This is a genomic window from Paenibacillus sp. 01L418 (assembly GCF_056400045.1).
In genome coordinates this window covers 1-17,240 of sequence record NZ_JBFTSN010000111.1, presented here as the reverse complement: position 1 = coordinate 17,240, position 17,240 = coordinate 1, and the positions used below count along the sequence as shown (strand labels likewise).

Annotated in this window: 14 protein-coding genes; 10 read left to right on the top strand and 4 right to left on the bottom strand. The window is 45.6% G+C overall.

Annotated elements, in window-relative coordinates:
* Nucleotides 1–206: 206 nt before the first annotated feature.
* Nucleotides 207–1,097, bottom strand: coding sequence for an ROK family protein (locus tag AC1DSE_RS15530; protein WP_477509068.1), 891 nt, complete (start codon nucleotides 1,095–1,097; stop codon nucleotides 207–209).
* 254 nt (nucleotides 1,098–1,351) lie between these two features.
* On the opposite strand from AC1DSE_RS15530, the gene AC1DSE_RS15525 reads away from it, so the two are divergent.
* The 9 genes from AC1DSE_RS15525 to AC1DSE_RS15485 all read left to right on the top strand — a co-directional run bounded on the left by AC1DSE_RS15525 (nucleotide 1,352) and on the right by AC1DSE_RS15485 (nucleotide 13,705).
* Nucleotides 1,352–2,602, top strand: coding sequence for an MFS transporter (locus AC1DSE_RS15525; protein WP_477509067.1), 1,251 nt, complete (start codon nucleotides 1,352–1,354; stop codon nucleotides 2,600–2,602).
* A gap of 97 nt (nucleotides 2,603–2,699) precedes the next feature.
* Nucleotides 2,700–3,359, top strand: a complete 660-nt coding sequence (locus AC1DSE_RS15520) for a hypothetical protein (RefSeq protein WP_477509066.1) — start codon at nucleotides 2,700–2,702, stop codon at nucleotides 3,357–3,359.
* Between the two features lie 599 nt (nucleotides 3,360–3,958).
* Nucleotides 3,959–5,245 (top strand): ABC transporter substrate-binding protein, encoded by a 1,287-nt coding sequence (locus AC1DSE_RS15515; RefSeq protein WP_477509065.1) that lies wholly within the window; start codon nucleotides 3,959–3,961, stop codon nucleotides 5,243–5,245.
* Nucleotides 5,246–5,351: 106 nt separating this feature from the next.
* The gene (locus AC1DSE_RS15510) at nucleotides 5,352–6,248 is read left to right on the top strand and encodes a carbohydrate ABC transporter permease (RefSeq protein WP_477509064.1); all 897 of its coding nucleotides are present in this window, start codon (nucleotides 5,352–5,354) and stop codon (nucleotides 6,246–6,248) included.
* The gene (locus tag AC1DSE_RS15505; protein WP_477509063.1) at nucleotides 6,249–7,082 is read left to right on the top strand and encodes a carbohydrate ABC transporter permease; all 834 of its coding nucleotides are present in this window, start codon (nucleotides 6,249–6,251) and stop codon (nucleotides 7,080–7,082) included.
* A gap of 84 nt (nucleotides 7,083–7,166) precedes the next feature.
* On the top strand, nucleotides 7,167–8,918 hold the full coding sequence (locus AC1DSE_RS15500; protein WP_477527861.1) for a family 43 glycosylhydrolase: 1,752 nt from the start codon (nucleotides 7,167–7,169) through the stop codon (nucleotides 8,916–8,918).
* A gap of 30 nt (nucleotides 8,919–8,948) precedes the next feature.
* On the top strand, nucleotides 8,949–10,253 hold the full coding sequence (locus AC1DSE_RS15495; protein ID WP_441876536.1) for an ABC transporter substrate-binding protein: 1,305 nt from the start codon (nucleotides 8,949–8,951) through the stop codon (nucleotides 10,251–10,253).
* Nucleotides 10,254–10,263: 10 nt separating this feature from the next.
* Entirely contained in the window at nucleotides 10,264–12,087 is a 1,824-nt protein-coding gene (locus AC1DSE_RS15490; RefSeq protein ID WP_477527860.1) for a cache domain-containing sensor histidine kinase, read from the top strand.
* Nucleotides 12,080–13,705 carry a response regulator gene (locus AC1DSE_RS15485; RefSeq protein ID WP_477509060.1) on the top strand — a complete coding sequence of 542 codons (1,626 nt, stop codon included), beginning with the start codon at nucleotides 12,080–12,082 and terminating at the stop codon, nucleotides 13,703–13,705. The genes AC1DSE_RS15490 and AC1DSE_RS15485 overlap by 8 nt, the downstream gene beginning before the upstream one ends.
* Before the next feature lie 3 nt (nucleotides 13,706–13,708).
* Here the strand turns inward: AC1DSE_RS15485 and AC1DSE_RS15480 are convergent, their stop codons facing one another.
* From AC1DSE_RS15480 to AC1DSE_RS15470, 3 genes are all read right to left on the bottom strand, one after another.
* On the bottom strand, nucleotides 13,709–14,608 hold the full coding sequence (locus tag AC1DSE_RS15480) for an ArsR/SmtB family transcription factor (protein ID WP_339204507.1): 900 nt from the start codon (nucleotides 14,606–14,608) through the stop codon (nucleotides 13,709–13,711).
* 180 nt (nucleotides 14,609–14,788) lie between these two features.
* The gene (locus tag AC1DSE_RS15475) at nucleotides 14,789–15,016 is read right to left on the bottom strand and encodes a hypothetical protein (protein WP_053372108.1); all 228 of its coding nucleotides are present in this window, start codon (nucleotides 15,014–15,016) and stop codon (nucleotides 14,789–14,791) included.
* A gap of 140 nt (nucleotides 15,017–15,156) precedes the next feature.
* Nucleotides 15,157–16,068, bottom strand: a complete 912-nt coding sequence (locus tag AC1DSE_RS15470; RefSeq protein ID WP_076267480.1) for an AraC family transcriptional regulator — start codon at nucleotides 16,066–16,068, stop codon at nucleotides 15,157–15,159.
* A gap of 170 nt (nucleotides 16,069–16,238) precedes the next feature.
* Between AC1DSE_RS15470 and AC1DSE_RS15465 the strand changes: the two genes are divergently transcribed.
* A partial coding sequence (locus tag AC1DSE_RS15465) for a TIM-barrel domain-containing protein (RefSeq protein WP_477527859.1) occupies nucleotides 16,239–17,240 on the top strand: 1,002 nt, incomplete at its 3' end.

The following is a 17,240-nucleotide window of genomic DNA, read 5'->3' as shown; positions in this document are numbered from 1 at the left end:
AAACTATATAGGGTATGATATGACGCTATCGAACTGCGGTATGGACTAAACGTCCATTACAATTAGGCTGTAAACTATTTTAATGAAAATAGGTAACGGAGTAACCAACTGTTCAAATATAACTCTATTCATTCATCACGCAAAAAAGGAGCTGCTGTACAAGGCTTATAGCCTCGAACAGCAGCTCCTTCTCTATTTTCAACCGCTTAGTAAGCTTGTTGAATTAATGCGGCAGCGCCGATTAGTCCAGCGTCCTGCTGAAGCTTCGCGGGTACGATAGCCGTTTCCCTGCCTGATGGGTTAAGCGCGTTTTTGGATACATAGTCTCTAACGGCTGCAAAAAGTGGTTCGCCTACTTGTGAGACGCCGCCGCCGATAACGATTTTGTTCGGATCAAGAATATTAATTAGCGATACGCAGCCCATGCCGATTGTTTTAAAAACACTGTTAACCAGCTCGGACATTTGGGGGTCGCCTTGCGCCGCCAGCTCAAAAGCTTCTTTGGAAGAAACGTCTCGGCCGAGCAGCTCCGTCGCTTGACGGGCAACGGCTGTACCGGAAGCGACGACTTCCCATGGCGTACCGGCTTGATCCATAATCATAAAGCCAGCATCGCCGGCATTTCCTGTTGATCCAGTAAGCAGCTTGCCATGCATAAAGATGCCGGCGCCAATGCCTGTGCTTATCGTAATAAAGATGAAATGCTCGGAATCCTGTGCAGCGCCGACCCATTTCTCAGCAAGGGCAGCAGCAGTTGCATCATTCTCCATCTTAATCGGAAGAGGAAGATGGGCTTGCAATGCCTCTACAACGGGGAAACCCCACCAGCTTTTTAAGTTTGGAGGGCAAGTCAGCTCACCCTTGATCGTATTAAGCGGTCCGGGTGCACCTACTCCGACTCCTTTAAGCGTCTCTAGTGATAGCCCATTTTGCTCGGCCAGCTGCTTTACCGCGTCTGCAACCTGCGCAAGCATGTCTGCGGGCGTGATCTGCAGATTAGTTTTTAATGAACCTTTCGCAATAACGTTTCCTTGCTCGTCTACGAAGCCAAATGCTATTTTTGTTCCACCAATATCAATTCCTACTGCAATACTCACGTAATACCCTCCAATGATATGAAAATGACTGTGAACCTTTGAGAAAAAGTCTATCATACTACAGGAATATTAGAAAGAACCGAACGTATCAGTGCCTTTTGGAAGCGTATGCTTTTTTGATCAACTAATGCTGTACAAAAAGTGAGGAGTGTAGTAATATCCAATCGAATGAAGTGCTTGAGAGAGGATCCTTTGCGGCGCAAGGGGTCCTCCGTGCGTATATCATCAACCTAGAGAAGAAGGTAGCTGCCCAAATGGAATCCGAGGCCAAGGAAAGTTCGCGAATCATGAAGTTCGGTATGCCAATGACTGCAAATGTATGGAGAAATGCCCGCATCGATTTAGGTGCATCCTGTCTTTTCAGCTTATTTAATGTCGTCATGAACCAGTTCTATGTAGCATTCGCGATTCAACAAGGAGCAAGCAATTTTCAAGTTGGATTATTGTCAGCAGCACCTGCCGTTGGTTTATTGTTTTCACCATTTTGGGCGTCTTGGATTGAGAAAGCGAATAACCCCAAGCCGTTCGTCGTCATTCCTAATGCCATCGGCAGATTACTGCTGCTGTTGCCGGCTTTTTTCGCTTATCCATCCTTGTATGTAGTGGCTGCGCTTGTATTTCAGCTGTTAATGGGCATTCAGGCTCCTGCATATGCGGCATTAGTATCGCGCATGTATCCTTCTGATTTGCGCGGAAGACTAATGGGGTATGTCCGGGTGGCAATGGGGATTATTATGATCCCGCTTGCTTACTTTGTTGGCAGCTGGTCGGATGCCTTTGGGCCGTCAGGACCACTCATTGCGGCTTCCATTGCGGGTTTTCTTTCTATAAGTCTATTTAATACACTGAAGCTGCCAGTACAGAAGGCACCTGATAAACCTGCTTCTCTGAAAAAAACGAGCCGATTCCCGCTTCAGGAGCAGTGGAAGCTTATTAGAGAAAATCGAACGCTAGCTGTTTTTTTAGCGGCGACTACACTTACCGGGTTTGGCAATATGTTTGCAAATCCGTTGTATCAAATTATACAGGTAGATGTGCTTCAGCTTTCCAATTTGCAAATTGGTTATGCTCGTGTCGCTTATTTTACAGCGCTGCTGCTTACGTTCTGGATAGCGGGCTGGATGATCGATCGCATCGATATTAAATATACGCTGTTATGCGGCATTGCAGCTTACGCTATAGTGCCGATGTTATATGGGCTTTGGGGCAGCTATGCCGCGGTCATAACTGGCAATGCGATACAAGGAATCGGGGAAGCGATTTGGGATATCGGCATATTGGCATTTGTCTTCCGACTGGCGCCTGGCCGGGAAGCAATGGTTTTCGGGCTGCATTTGATGCTTTTTGGCGTTCGAGGAACGATTGGGCCGACTTTAAGCACATCGCTTTCGCATAGTGTATCTCTGTCATTGCTGCTGGTTATTGCTTCTATATGCGGATGGATCGGTACGTTTCTATTTATATCAGGCAATTGGAAGCGGAACCCGCTCACTCAAAAAGGTTAATTTTCGCTTCAGTTTACGTTCATCTCATGTTCATAATCGAATGCTAGAATGTTATGAATAGAAGCTATTCATTACATATTCGTAGGAGATGAACGATATGAACAAATGGAAAGTGATGCTTAGCGCTGTCGTTATCGCTGCTGCTTTGGCAGGCTGCGGAGCTCAGGACGAACAGGTTTCATCCGATCAGCAAGTGGATGCTCAGGGCAAAGTACAGCGGAATGGAGCCAGAGCGGGCATGGGGCAGATGGGGGCTCAAGCGGATTTGATGGGTAAAGTGAAATCGGTGGATGGCCAAACGATTACCCTCTACAAATCGGCTATGGGACAAGTCGGTCCGCCGCAAGGGGATGGAACGGGCAATATGCCTGGAGCGGGCGAGGGGCAGCAGCCTCCAGACGGCGCTGAACTTCCAGCAGAAGGTGAGGCTCCGCAACCACCCGCTGGTGATGGAACGTCTCCTGAGGGCGGCGGCAGGATGAATATGGACGCTATGTTCTCAGAGGAGACGGTGGACATTCAGGTGACAGATACGACTAAGATTATGACAGTCACCTTCGAGAATGAACAAATGGTCGAGAAAGAAATAGCGCTGGCAGATCTAAAAGCCGATGATATTTTGTCTATTATGCTAACTGACGATACGCAGATTGCAGAATCCATTACTGTTCGTATGGGAGGTTTCGGTGGTTTTGGCGGAGGCGCTGGCGGCGGCAGACAGCCAAGGCAGCAGGAGCAGCAGACAACAACCCAATAGATATCTCTCTTCGTATCGGCCTGCGGCGGTTCGAATAACACAAATAGCAATGCAGCAACTAATGCACCCTCCAAGAGCGAAGCACCTGCAGCGTTAATGCTAATTTAGTCGTTTCACCAACCTATGCACATGAGAAGTAGGCGATCTCAAAACTAGTCTACTCGCTGGTTTCTCTAACGAACTGTATTATGCTTATGCTGCAGAAAATTGCTTTTCTTTCATTTTAACGAACCGTAGTAACGCTATATTATGATTTACAGGGTATCATGAGCTGCTTTCTTCGAAATAACGATTCTGGAGTTCATTAGAATGTTAATCCATTTAGAATGCTTTAAATAAGGCTTAGTAGGTTCGTAAGCTATAAGTATAATAAGGGGAGGACATCATCGTTCTTCCTAAGTCCCTTCCTATTATTAGGTCAACCAGAGCTTACTGGTTGGCTTTTTTTTGCGTTGCACACACATTCGGTAACTGCAGCTATCCAAAAATATGTCCATATCATCTATAAATGCGGCATATGTTTGCTCTGCCCCTCCGCTTATGATGAAACCACGGAAGACACCAAGTCTATCCAATATCATTTTTAGGGGGACAAAAAAATGAGTAAAGCACGCAATAAGTTTTCAATGCTGCTTCTGATGGTCACAATCATTGCGCTGGTTGCAGCTGGCTGCAGCGGCAACAAGGATGGCGGAGAGAAACCAGCAGACGGTGGTAAAAGCGCCGGCAGCGGCAAAAAGACAGAAATTTTGTTCTGGTCACCATTCTCTGGCTCGGATGGCCCGTTCATGAAAAAAATCGTAGACAAATATAACGGCTCGCAAGATCAATATAAAGTGAATTTTGTTATTCAGCCAAACGGCGAATATTACAAGCAATTGGACGTGGCTCTAAGCACAGGCAAAGAAAGCCCGGACATGATGATTATGCACGTTGATCAAGTACCAACTTACGCTAGCAAAGATCAATTGCAGCCGATCGATGAGATTGCAGCGGGCGCAGGCATCAATAAAGCGGACTTTGCAGATGCAGCAACGACGTATTCGACACTCGATGGCAAGTGGTATTCCATTCCGCTTGATATTCACCCGCTTGTGATGTATTACAACAAAGATTTGTTTGATAAAGCTGGCATTGCAGCAGCTCCTACTAACCGTACTGAATTTGATGATGCGGTTCAGAAGCTGACGGATAAAGAGAAAGGCGTTTACGGTTATGTTGTTCCAACCTTGTGGCCACAGCAGTTCATTTTCCCAACACTAGTATGGCAAAATGGCGGCGAGCTTTGGAACGGAACCGACGTAGCCTACAACTCTCCGGAAGCGGTTGAAATGGTTCAATGGCTGCGTGGCATGGTGGATAACGGCGTTTCGCCTGGGAATGTTCAACAAGATGGCGAAAACACATTGTTCCTGCAAGGAAAAAATGCGATCCAATTCAACGGCCCGTGGATGAAATCACAATTTGATGAAGCAGGATTAAATTATGGCGTTGCGCCTGTTCCACAAATCGGTAAAGCGAAGCAAGCGGTATTCGCAGGCTCCCATGGCTTCGTTATTCCAAAAAGCGTAACGGATGCAGCCAAAACAGCAGGTATCGGCGATTTCTTGAAATACGTATCCACAAATTCCATGGACTGGGCGGAATCCGGTCAAGCGCTGGCATCGAAACCAATGCTTGAGAGTGATGCGTTTAAAGCGCTAACTTTCCAAAACAATGTAGCATCGGCATTTTCTTATGTACAATTTGCGCCAAATGTATTGAACTGGGGCACGATCTCTGAGCCAATCTGGGGTGAGCTGAACAATGCATTGCTTGGCAAAAAAGATGCACAAAAGGCTCTTGATGATGCGGCAGCCAAATCGAAGCAAGCAATGAAAAAATAAATAATCGTAAGCAGCGAGGAGGATGGGAATAGCAGAGTCCGTTCCCATCTTCTAAAGCTGCGATTGCTTGTGCTGGAAAATATGGAAAGCGTCAGGGGGACTCCGTTTGAAAACGTCATTAGCGTCACGATTCACTTCTTTTTTATTCGTACTGCCATACTTAGCAGCGTTCAGTATTTTTTTGCTGTTCCCGATTCTGTACGGCGTATATATAAGCCTTCAAAATTTCGAGCTGCTATCGAAGGAACATGAATTTGTTGGACTTGCCAACTACATCAAAATTTTCACGCCTGGCACGTATCTCAACGATATTTTTTTTAGAGGGTTGTGGGTAACCGCTCAATTTGTCTTATTTTCCGTTCCACTCTTAATCATTGTTGGGTTGTCATTAGCGATGCTTGTTAATGCGCTTCCTGCCAAAATACGCGGTTTGTTTCGTACCTTTTATTTTCTTCCGTACGCGTTGTCAGCTTCCGTTATGGCGGTCATTTGGCTGATGATGTTCGATACGAATGCCGGTTTTCTGAATAGTATGCTTGCGAAGCTTGGCATCAACAGCATTCCTTGGCTAACGGATACGCCATGGGCGTGGATTTCACTTATTGTGACGACGCTTTGGTGGACAATTGGCTTCAATATGATTATTTTTATAAATGCACTGAATGAAGTGCCAGAGGATTTCTATGAAGCTGCTTCGATAGATGGGGCAAACGCATGGAATAAATTTACGAAAATAACGCTACCGTCGATTCGTCCGGTTATGCTGTTCATTATGATTACATCGACGATTGCTTCCTTTAATATTTATGCGCAGCCTTATTTATTGACACGCGGCGGACCCGGCGATACGACGAAAGTGCTGCTCATCAATGTGCTGGATCAAGCCTTTTTACGCAAAGAAGTAGGTTCAGCTTCAGCGATGGCGATCGTTATGGCACTGCTCATTATTATTATATCCATCGTACAGTTCAAGCTGACGAGCGGCAGAAAGGGAGAGGTTTAAATGGTAAAGACAAGAAAGTTATGGCTTATCGTGCTTGCCATAATCATTGCGGTATTTTTCCTCCTCCCGCTCGTTTGGATGATTTCAACATCGTTTAAAAATGATTTCGAAGCATTGTCTGGGAAAATGAACTTTTTTCCGATAAAACCAACGATCGATAACTTCGTACAAGGCTTGACCGGTGAATTAATGAACGTACCCATTACGCGCTGGATTGTTAACTCCTTGTCGGTTGGGCTCATTGGAACCATTCTCGTACTCATTATCGATTCTATGGCGGCTTACGCATTGGCGAGATTAAACGATTTGCCGCTTCGCAGAATTATGCTTTCCTTATTTATCGCTTCACTTATGATTCCTGGCGTGCTCACGTTTCTGCCCATGTATTTGGAATTTAATGCCCTCAATTTAATCAATACGTATCCCGCACTGATTTTGCCGGCAACAGCGGGGGCGTTTGGCGTCTTTTTGCTCTATCAGTTTTTCGCTTCCTTTCCAAAGGAAATCGAAGAAGCGGCACGTATTGACGGAGCGAACAAGTGGCAGATTTATGCTCGTATTTTATTGCCATCCGCCGTTTCAATTATGGTGACATTAGCCATCTTCACTTTTATGGGGATCTATAACGATTTTGTATGGCCGCTTTATGCGACAACATCACCAGAGATGCGCACGATCACGGCGGGCATAGCGATGATGGCAACAGGAAGCTATACCCAAAGCTACGGCAAGCTTATGGCGATGACGACAGTCGCAACACTGCCAGTCGTTATTGTGTTCATTCTTGGACAGCGTTCCTTTGTGAGAGCTATCACACAATCGGCAGTGAAATAATCAATGATTACACCGATATGGCAAGGAGAAGAGACCGATAAGGTCTCTTTCTGTCCATGTTGGCGAGTAAGCGGAGGGAATGGCATGAAACTTAATCGTAAGCGTATAACTCTGATCGCATCTATGATTGCGGTAATTATTATTATTTTGGGGGCTTGGATCGTGAATAAAATGAATCATGACACTACGGCTGCGGGAGCTTATAATGGGCATGGTGGAACGTTCAAAAATACGTTAGCATCTATGGACACACCAGATCCAAGCATCATTTACGTCAATGGATTTTATTATATGACGTTTACGCATAACGGAACGGATATTATGATTATGAAATCGCGATCGCTCGATTTCAATCAAGCAGAGCGGAAGGTGGTATGGTACCCACCTGTGGATACGATGTATTCGGCAAATTTGTGGGCACCGGAAATTCAATATATACAAGGAAAGTTTTATATCTATTTTGCAGCAGATAACGGTGAAAATGAAAACCATCGCATGTATGCGCTCGAAGCGGAGACCAGCGATCCGATGGGGAGCTATGCGTTTAAAGGTCAAGTGACGGATTCGACAAACAAATGGGCTATTGACGGCCTCGCGCTTGAGCATGAGGGGCAGCTGTATTTTGTATGGTCGGGCTGGGAAGGCGATTTAAATGTACAACAAAATACGTACATTGCACCGATGAGCAATCCATACACGATTAGCGGACCGCGAGTATTGCTTAGCGAGCCGGATTTGGAGTGGGAGAGAGCAGGCGGACCTCCGTTCATTAATGAAGGCCAAGCGATTTTGAAAAAAGGCGGCCGTGTATGGATTGCCTATTCTGGTGCAGGAAGCTGGACACCGTTCTATAGCATTGGGTTATTGTCACTAGAGCTGGGAGCAGATCCGCTTGATCCGGCGAAATGGACAAAAGCTGAGCAGCCGCTTATGCAAATGGATGGAGACGCTGAGGTTTACGGTCCTGGTCACAATACGTTTGTTGCCTCGCCAGACGGAACCGAGGATTGGATCGTCTATCATGCAACAAGCAGTCAAGGGGACGGCTGGAATAATCGGAAGGCGCGTGCCCAGCGGATTGAATGGCAGAAGGATGGTTTGCCTGTCTTTGGTTCTCCATTATCGCTTGCTTCACCAATTGAAGTACCAGCGGGCACAGGATTAATCCGCGCAGAGCATGCAGCAGCTGCTGATAAAGATAACTTAGTTTTCAGCGGGATATCCTYGTCACTTGATACGGATGCCCCATTATTAGTCCATTACACAAACGATGCGGAAACAGAGCAGCGTATTCAGATCAATGTGAATGATGCGGTTGGTGCAGAAATTATACTTCCACCTACTAAGCCAAATGAAGTGGGATATGTATATGCTTCAATTGCGCTGAATGAAGGGCAAAACAACCTTTCTTTTATAGGAAACCAGGCAGCTAATCTGATCTCGGCGATTGAAATTCCACGTTTTGAAGCGGAGTACGCGCAGTTCTCATCAGACAGTGAGCTTATTGAAAGCTCGACAAAATCGAATGGCCGTTCTGTTCAATTGGCAGAGGGGGATAAGGACGCGATTCGATTTGATCATGTTAGAATTCCGATGGATGGGAAATATGCCTTACATTTAAGTATAGCTAATGGGACTGGAAGCAAGCAGATGCTGGAGCTGAAGGTTAATGGCGGACGTGTACAAAAGATAAGCATTCCCGCAAGCGAGTCAGATGCAGTGCAGCAGATAACCGTAAGCGTAAAGCTGAAAATGGATGACAATGCTTTGCAATTTGGAAATGCGACCGGTCCGCTTGAAATCGATTATATCGATGTTGTATCCGATAGAAACTAACTAACAACTCAGGCAACGGAGGCGCTAAACATGAATATAAAAAAATGGAGCGCGCAGTGTGTCTCCTATACACTAATCGGTCTCCTGGTCATTGCCTTGACAAGCTGCGCCTCCGAGCAAGAAGCAAATCAGAAAAATGAAGAGACGAAGCCTGAGGCTATAAGGCTTGAGTACTGGACGCCGTTTAGCGGCGGCGACAATCAGTTTATGACGGAAATGGTCACACGATTTAATGAAGAGAATCCGGCGATTAACGTTGTGCAAGTAAACTCTCGATTGGATGACTATTACACGAGGCTAAAAACGGCGATAATGTCTGGCAATGCGCCGGAGCTTGCGATTTTGCATCAGACAAGTTTGCCGCAGTTCGTTCAGAACGGCTATATCGAGAATCTGACAGAGCCTGCTAAGCAGATCGGGCTGGACTGGTCGGGCTTTAATCGCAATATTCTCGATTCTACCATGTATGACGGAATCCCTTACGCCGTACCGCTTGATACGCATGCGCTTGTTATGTTTTACAATAAAACCTTTTTGCGTAAAGCGGGTCTAATTGATGAGGCGGATAAGCCATTAATAGGGGCAGGAGCTGCGGGATTTGAAGCTTTCCTGCAGAAGCTTAAGTCTTCGATACCAGCCGACATTGCGCCGATGGCTCAGCCGAGTACTCGGATTGATTCCGTATGGCTTTGGTGGAGCCTTTATAACCAAATAGACGGCGGGGGCAGCTTCTATAATGAGGATGCAAGCGCTGCCGTATTCAACAATCCGCAGGCGCTGCAAGCGCTAAGCTATATGAATGATTTATACAAGAAAGAGCTTATTCCGCCTGATATTAATGATGCATTCAAGCTTTTTTATGATGGAAAAGCTGCGGTGCTAATTACAGGGATGTGGGGAACGGGTGCATTTGAGAAAGCAAAAAATTTGGACTTTGGCGTAATTCCAATGCCTGCGCTATTCGACCGCGCTGCGGTATGGGGGGATTCGCACACCATTGCCATACCGACCAAGCATGGGATGACGGATGAGAAGAAGCGAGCGGCGCTTACTTTTGTTAAATGGTGTGTAGAAAACGGTGCGATGTGGGCGGAAGCGGGCCATGTGCCAAGCATGACAAAGGTCGTTGCCAGCGAACCGTTTAACAGCTTGAATTACAGAAGCTCTTATGCAGCCTCCGCAAACTATGTAGCTTATTGGCCGCGTCATGTCCGGCAATGGTCGATCGTTGAAATTTTAATTCAAGAATTTGAAAAAATGAATTATTCGGAGCAAACGCCTGAGGAAACGCTGCAAGCAGCCGTGAAAAGGGTGAACATCGAGCTGAGGAAGTAAGGAGATAGCTATGAAGCGGGTACTCGCGGTGATTGGGTGGTTCAAAAATCAGGAGCTGGCACGAAAGCTCATCCTCATAAACTTCATACTCATCGTGCTTCCACTCAGCGTTATGGGGTATTTCGCCTTCACTCGGTTTGCTTCGACGCTTGAGCAGAAGGTCGGCGACTATCAACTGCAGACCATGAAGCAGCTGACGCTAAATCTGGATACTTATATGGCAGAATTAGATCGTTTGACGCTTATGCCCTATCAATATGAGCAAATTACAGCTTTTCTAGAGAGCAAGCGAGAGCAGGGTCAGGCTTTATCACTGGAAGAGATTAAGCAATTAAACAGCTTTGTCTCCCAAGTATTTCTGAACGRCCGCATCGATATTGTAGGCGTCTCGTTATTTGGGGAAAGCGGCGCATCCTATGTTGTACTGCCAGAAAGCCAATATGTCACGACGTATCGACTAGATGAGAATGCGCAGTGGCTCCAAAACGAGAAGGGCGGCAATGGACAATCCATTTTTATTACAACCCACAATATTCAGTCTACCAGCGGAACGGTATACCCCGTGTTCTCAATTGCAAGGGAGCTGCGCAGCTTTGATAGCGGGAAAAAGCTTGGATATATCGTTATTGATGTAGATCCAACGGTCATTCATAAGATGATATCGCAGGTTACGCTCGGAACGAAGGAAGCTTTATATATTATGGATCAAGACGGTGGAGTCGTTGTCGGTAAAAATCGAACGATGCCGCAAGAGGCTTTGGGAGGCCTTTATAAGGATAAAGCGCCGGAAGGGGTTACACATGCTGCACTTAACGGAGAGCGGCAGCTCGTTTCTTACGTGACGTCATCGATCACCAATTGGACGACAGTTGGAGTCGTTCCGGTGTCGGAGCTGATGAAGGACAGTTTAATTATGCGGAATTCGATTATTCTGTTTGGTGTCATCTGTATGGGCCTTGCTATGCTTATGTCGGTATTCCTTGCGTTTCGAATAACAGAGCCGCTGCGGGGTTTGATTAGGCTCATGCGCAAGGTGGAACGCGGCGATCTTCTCGTATCCTTTCCCGTCAAGCAATGGGATGAAGTTGGCCATTTGGGCAAAGCGTTCAATACGATGGTATCCAAGCTAAGCGAGCTTGGTTACTTGCTTTATGAGACAGAGATTCGTGAGAAGGATGCGCAGATTGCGGCTTTGCAAAGCAAAATCAATCCGCATTTTTTGTATAATACGCTTGGATCGATCAGTATGTATGCAGAAGTCGACGGCAATCAAGAGGTTGTCAAAATGACGAACAATTTAAGCAGGCTGCTGCGTTACAGCTTGAGCAGCCAGAAAGAGCATGTCAACCTTGAGGATGAGCTGGGACATGTCTTGGGCTACATGACGATTCAAAAAATGCGCTATGAGGATCGGATCGATTTTCGATTAGACCGAGACGAAGCTTCTTTAACCTGTACGGTCATTCCCTTAATTATTCAACCGATTGTCGAGAATGCCATTAATCACGGCATCGATCAAGGTGTGGGCAGCGGACAAATTACATTAACCTGCAAAATTGAAGAAAACGTGCTGCGTATTGTCATTGAAGACGATGGCATTGGAATGACGGAGGAGCAGCTCGCGGATATTCGCCGTCGGCTGCAGCATTCGAAGGATTTAGGAGGCAGCTCCGGCAATGGATTATTAAATGTCCATCGCAGAATTGTTCTTCATTATGGTGAATCGTATGGATTAACGCTGGAGAGCATGCCATATCAAGGCTTGAAAGTAACGATGACTTTTCCTGCTGTATTTGAGAAGCCTGATCAAATGAAAGGGGATGCTCATGCCTAGAATCGTTATTGTAGATGATGAATCGATATTTCGAAAAGGCTTGCGCAAAATGATAATAGAACTCGACCCGGAATGGGAGGTCGTTGGTGAAGCGCGGGATGGTTATGAAGCATTGCAGCTGGTGGAGGAGCTTGAGCCAGAAGCTATTCTGACGGATATTCGGATGCCTCGCATGGATGGCATTCAATTGCAGCAGATGATGAAGGAGCGTTTTCCGCATGTGTTATGCGTCGTTATCAGCGGGTTTGATGATTTTGTCTATATTCAGCAATCGATGAGGCAAGGCGCGAAGGATTATATGATGAAGCCGATTGAGCGCGAAGAGCTGGATAAGGTGCTTCAAATGCTTAAAGAGAAAGTGCAGCTTAGCCAAGCGATTCCCGTCAGCAACCCCCATCGTGATGAGCACCGGATTAGGCAGCATGTCAGTGAACATCTGTTAACCGGCCTTCTGAAGGGCAGCGTGAATGAAGCGGATTTGGAGCTGCTTCGGACCATTGGGATTGACTTTCATCAACCTTTCTTCACATGTATGGTTGTGAAATTAGACAAAAATTCAATCGGCAGTGAGCGGTATAATCAAGCTGATCCTTCTTTGTTTCAATTGTATATTCAACAGCTCGTGCAAGAAGTGCTGAGCAGGAGAACAAATGGCTTTTGCTTCATCATGTCGGAGACAGAAGTAGCGGCGCTGCTAAATATTGAGGACAGTGACCAAGCGATGGCTGCCGTGCGGGAAATTGGCGAGACGATTCGCAGACAAATTACAAGCTTATCGAATATGACGGTCACGATTGGCATAGGCCAGGTGGCAAAAGGCTTTAAATCGATATCCGATGCATACAACGAAGCGGAAATTGCTTTGCTTCACAGGCTCATCGTTGGCGGAGATAAAGTGTTAGTCTACAGTGATTTAGGCACGGATGACCGTTTCAAAGGTGAGCTGAAAACATGGTCGTGGGAGAAGCTGGATCTGGCCATGAATGAGGGGAAGTTGGAACAGGTCGCAGCGGCAGCCCATGCTTTCGTTAGTGAGCTTTGCCATGATGCCAAAACGCCGGAAACCGTGCATCAGCAGCTATGCAAGCTGCTCATTCATTATTATGAAGCAGCAGGGCGGCTGCGGCTAACGAAGCAGTGGCTGGGCATGAAGGATATGAAAACCGTTCTATTTGATATTTGCTCGATCTCTTCCAGGGAAGAGCTTATGGATGCATGCTCACAGCTGCTCGTTCGTTTAGCCGTATGTATCGCTGAGAGTACGGCGCAGCCTGAGCATGATCCCATTGAAAAATCGATTCGATATATTGAGCAGCATTATTCCAAAGCACTGACGCTTAAAGAGGTAGCTGATTCCGTCTATTTAAATGCAGCATATTTCAGCACCTTGTTCAAGAAACAAACCGGGAAATCCTTCGTTGAGCGGCTTACTGAGATTCGAATCTTTGAAGCGAAGCGGCAAATGGTTCAAACCGATAATAAAATTGCGACGATAGCTGAACATACGGGCTTCACGAATATCCGCCATTTTAACCGTGTGTTTCGCAATGAAACCGGTATGTCGCCAAAGGAATACCGTGAAGATATCCATATCAAACCGAATGTTATGCAGAACTAGCTGCTAGTAGGCGACGTAAACTTGAATGTCCTGATCATAATTTCCGAATTGCTTGCCGAACATGCTTAATCCTCCGCTGTGGGTTGCAGTCTCCGGCGCACATATACGGAATCTGATGTCGTCGCCAAAGCCAACATCAAGATCCGTTATCGTCCGATCAGACATCCGAATGCCATCGATGAAGGAGCCTCCTGAGTCGATGGTTATTTGTTTCAGCAAGCCATGCTGAGTCCCCAAATCCCACCAGCTAGGCGTATACACACCCTTTACTGCACCGAAGTCTCCTGGACAAGTCCATACTCCGAGCAAGATGTCATTAATATAAAAGGAAAGATCGGAAGGCCAGTTCTCGTTGTAGTGCGGTGCTTCCGAGCATATTTCAAGCGATATGGAAATGCTTTTTGCCGATTGTTTTCCTACTAAATAATTAGGAATGCGATATTCAATATAGCCGCTTCCGAACCACAGATGGCATGCCTTCACATGCTCAGGATCGGAGAAGTAGCGCGGGTCATCCACCATGCCGATAATTTTGGTATCCGATGTCAGTCCACAAGTAGGTTTTACTTCATAAGAGGAATATTGACCAATTGGAATGGATACGGCATACCTATTTTGAATGGTTTGCTCCTTCACACGAAATTGCAGCGTAGCAGAATCGAGTGTGAGATGGCACACCTTTTGGCGGCCTCTCGTGCTGGGCACACTTTCTGTCGTAATAATGGATGCTTCTTCTAGCTTCTGAATATGTTTAGTCACAATGGCTGACGAAATGCCTAGCGCTTCAGCTATTTCTTTAATGTTCATTGGTTTAATATTTAATAATTCAATGATCTTCACTCTTGTGTCCGATGCAAAGCATTCAAGAAATTTGATATTGCGGCTGTTAACCTCTATGTTCATCGATTGATCCTCATTCCGTTATGTTTGCTAACATTATATAATTCGAAAGTTAATTACACAACTCAAATGTTTACTAATTAAAGCGTTTGAACGTTGTAAATAAAAGAAGAGGGTGTCCTGATGGCCTGTATAGACCAAAAGGATCACCCTCTTCGTATTTCGGTATATGGGAAGTCTAGATTAATATAGGGAAATGGTTAGAGTGTCACGTTCGAAATAAGAATGAAGCGTTGCCTCACTGCCTACAATTTCTACGCTAATTAGCGATTTGATACATGTTTTAAGTGCGTTTTTGCCTGTTGTCAGTTTACGATTAAGTACTGCGGTCAATTTCTCAATGGCTTGCTTATTTGTATCTGTTAAATAGACAGGTATCGTTTTATTTTGGAACATCAGCATCGTTTTCATAGTATGGACCTCCATCCCGCGAAGGATTTTTTTTTATAGTGTAACGTACAATTATTAAATAATTCTTAAAATTCGGTGAGTATTTGGTTACAAAGCTGTAACTTTTGAGTAAATGACCAAATCATACACGTTTTTTCTTATTATGGACGACGATCCGACGATTCAAGCTGTTTTTTGCGGAACTGGGAAGGCGTGCATTTCATCATTTTGCGAAAAACTTTGACGAAATAACTAATATGATCGAATCCGACATCAAGCGCTACAGCTGCTATTTTGAGCTCTGGCTTCAAAAGCAGCTCCGTTGCTTGTCTAATTCGATAAGCATTCAAATACTCAATTGGCGTTTGTCTGGTCATCGTCTTGAAGAAGCGGCAAAACTGACCTTCGCTCATCGGAATTTGATCAGCAATTTCTGCGATCCGTATAGGGCGCTGGAAATGATTTTGCATATAAACAATAGCGGTCTTCAGTCTGTCAATTTTTGTAGAGTCGGCATTGCTTGTTTCACTGCGGTTGCAAAACTTGCTTTGCGCGGCAATTTCATGAAGCATTAAATAAAAGTGACCCTTCACCGCGGTCTCATGACCAGGCTTCTGACTTTGACATACGTTCATAATGCATTGCAAATGCTGGAGCAGCGCGATTTCCCATTCTGTTTTTGGCTGAATATGTCTAGGAAACGTCTTTTTCTTGTCTTGAAGCGGTGAAATAAATCGTTCCTGTACGGCATCATAGCTGGCACTGGCGAGCAAATGAGTGTCGAACACAATGGCGCAAAAAGAACAGGCAGTATCACCTTGTGCATGTCCAGCATGAATGTCGCCACCGTCWATAAAAACAGCTTCTCCTGCTTTTACAATGAAATAATCGGTATCAACCTGGAACAGCACTTCACCTTCAAGCACATAAAAAAACTCCGCTTCAGCATGCCAATGACAATCCAGAACGGGGACGCCAGCCTCTTCATGTTCAATCCAGTAGGCGGCAAGCGGGAACATATTATCGCCATGCAGCCGGTCTTCTTTTAAGGCGTGCCTAGTTGTTTGATCCATTTTGAGAGGCCTCCTGTGCTTGATGYGAGTTAGTTGCCATTCCATAGAGGCATATCGTCAAAATAGTGCTATAGATGAGCAGTATTCTGTTAGAATTATTCGATTAATTATCAGTATAATGCAAATATATAGGATTGCAAATAAACTAAACAGGAAGGTTGGTTCAGTCGATGAAATTTACAGACGGCAACTGGCTCATTCGTGATGAATACAAAGTATTAGGGGCTGTACAAGTCCATGATTTTGAGCAAAAGGATGGCAAACTAACTGCTTATGCTTCGCCACAACCTATCTATAATCGCTCTAATATGCTGGATACGATGTTGTTAACGGTCCATTTTCATTCTTCGCTGCCAGGCATTATTGGCGTTAAGCTTGTGCATCATGCAGGTGTTYGGGAGCGTGGCCCAGTGTTCGAGCTGTCCTCGCAAACTGGTGACCATGTTGTAATCGAAGAAAATGATGAGCGGGCTGTTCTAACAAGCGGCAGCCTCAGCGTTCATATCCGTAAAGGAGCCGTATGGGCGGTGGATTTCTATCGCGCGGGCGAGCGGATTACGGGAAGTACGCAAAAATCGATGGCCTACATTAAAGAAGACAACGGCAATACGTTTATGCGCGAAGAATTGGATGTTGGTGTTGGCGAGTGGGTATATGGCCTTGGCGAGCGCTTCACGCCTTTCGTAAGAAACGGACAAGTAGTCGATCTCTGGAACAAAGACGGGGGCACAAGCTCGGAGCAATCGTACAAAAATATTCCTTTCTACATGACCAATAAGGGATATGGTGTATTCGTCAATCATCCAGAGCTGGTATCATTCGAGATCGCTTCGGAAAAAGTGAAAAAAGTGCAATTCAGTGTGTCAGGAGAATCACTCGAATATTTCATTATCGATGGTCCGAGCATGAAGGATGTTCTTCATAAATATACAGATTTGACTGGCAAGCCAGCGCTGCCGCCGGCATGGACATTTGGATTATGGCTTACCACTTCATTTACGACTAACTATGATGAAGCAACAGTTAATTCATTCGTCGATGGCATGGCAGAACGTGATCTTCCATTGCATGTGTTCCACTTCGACTGTTTCTGGATGCGTGAGTTTCATTGGACCGATTTCAAATGGGATGAGCGGGTATTTCCAGACCCTGTCGGCATGCTGTCGCGGCTC